The sequence below is a fragment of the Mycobacterium sp. genome (assembly GCF_050701675.1).
In the GTDB taxonomy this organism is placed as follows: Bacteria; Actinomycetota; Actinomycetes; order Mycobacteriales; family Mycobacteriaceae; genus Mycobacterium.
Window position 1 is genome coordinate 1 of sequence record NZ_JBOGDD010000514.1, and the last position, 1,688, is coordinate 1,688.

2 protein-coding genes are annotated in these 1,688 nt (G+C 63.4%); both read right to left on the reverse strand.

What is annotated here, in order from left to right:
* Positions 1-614: MCE family protein (locus ACRDUX_RS15495; protein WP_526414905.1), on the reverse strand; the 614-nt coding region annotated here is incomplete at its 3' end.
* 42 nt (positions 615-656) lie between these two features.
* A partial coding sequence (locus tag ACRDUX_RS15500; protein ID WP_526414906.1) for an MCE family protein occupies positions 657-1,688 on the reverse strand: 1,032 nt, incomplete at its 5' end.

Sequence of the window (1,688 nt, forward strand, 5' to 3'; positions counted from 1 at the left end):
GAGTTCAGGTTGACGATCACCTGCCCGATCAGCTGGTCGCGATCCGCCAACGTATTGGTCAGTGCCGCAGTCTGTTCGAAGAACGACGTGAGGGTCCCGCCCTGACCTTGAAAGGCCGCGATGAGCTGACCGGTCAACGCATTGACCTGGTTGGGATCCAGTGCCCGGAACAACGGCCGGAAGCCGCCGATCAGGGCATCCAAGTCCAGCGCTGGAGATGTCTGGGCCAAGGGAATCGTGCCGCCGGGCTGCAGGCGCTTCGTGCTACCCGCTCCCTCCTCGAGGGCCAGATAGCGACCGCCGATCAGATTGTCGTACCGAATGACGGCCCGACTGCCCTGAGTGAGGACCACCGAGTCGTCGGCTTGGAACTCGACCAGCGCGGTGGTGTCCGGTTCGATCGAGATGTTCTTCACCTTGCCGACTTCGACGCCTGCAATACGGACGAACTGATCGACCTCGAGGCCGGTCACGTTGGTGAATTGGGCTCGGTAGGTCTTCTCGGATTGGAACCGGAGCTGCCCGAAGATCGCGAAGATCGCGAAGATCCCGAAGGCACAGACCGTCAGGAAGATGGCCAGGCGCCAGATTGCACCGCCCAGATTATCCTTCACGGCCGATGCCTTCCTGCGTGTCGATCGATGAGAGCGCGTCCGTCATGGCCCTGGAATCCCAGGGACGGGAACCGGATACGCCGGTGTCGGTTGCACGTCCGCGGGGAACGGGACGTAGAACGGTTCCGACCCTGGCGGTGGTGGGCCGGGTTCGCGTGGCGCACCCGGTGGCGGCGCAGGCGGCAGGCCCGGGTACAGCGGGGTGCCGTCCGGGGCGTACTGCTGCGCGCCATAGGGCGGGGCACCCGGGTACGGAATCGGGCCAATGGCGGGCCCACCCTGATTGCGCAGGCTCGGTGGCTCTGGCGTGCCGCGAGTGACGGGCAGATAGTTGGCATAGCCCGGGAATCCGATGCCTGGATTGGGTCGGTTGTCCAGACCGGTGCCAAAACCGGTGTTGGTGATCAAGTTCCGGACCGGCCAGTTCTGCGAGACGTCGGGGCCAGATCCGCAGCCCGGTTGACCGCCGGGACCGCCCTTGGCGCCGTTGATCGGCAGATTGTCCGGATACTTGTAGGGGTCGTTGCCGCCGAGCAGAGCCACGTCGAGGATCACCGACTTCCCGTTCGTGCCACCGGTGACGTCCACGAATCCTGAGTCGATGGTCTTCTTGGCTCCGAGGAACAGGCAGGTGAGCTCCGGGTTGTACTTCATCAGCAAGCGGGTGATCGGCTCGAGTTGATTGACGGCCCTAACCAGATTGTCCTTGTTTGGCGCGAGCAGATCGATGCCGGTGTTGGAGAGCCCCGCCAGATTGAGAAGCAACGAATCCAGCTGCTTGGCGTTGTCGACGATGCTGGTGCTCGTCGTGCTGGCGGCATCGAGGACCGTGATGATGTTTTGCGCCGCGACTGAATAGGTATCGCTGAAACCCTTGAGCGACTGGAAGTCCCGGCGCACCGTCTCCGAGCGCGGATTCAACTGCTGGAGAACTTCATTGCCGTCCGAGATCGCTTGGCCCATCGCGTCGCCCTGTCCACGAAGGCCTTCGGCCAGTGCCGACAGCACGCCGTTCAGCTTCGCCGGGTCGATCTGCTGCAACACACCGGTGAGATTCTGGAAGACCGTGTTGAC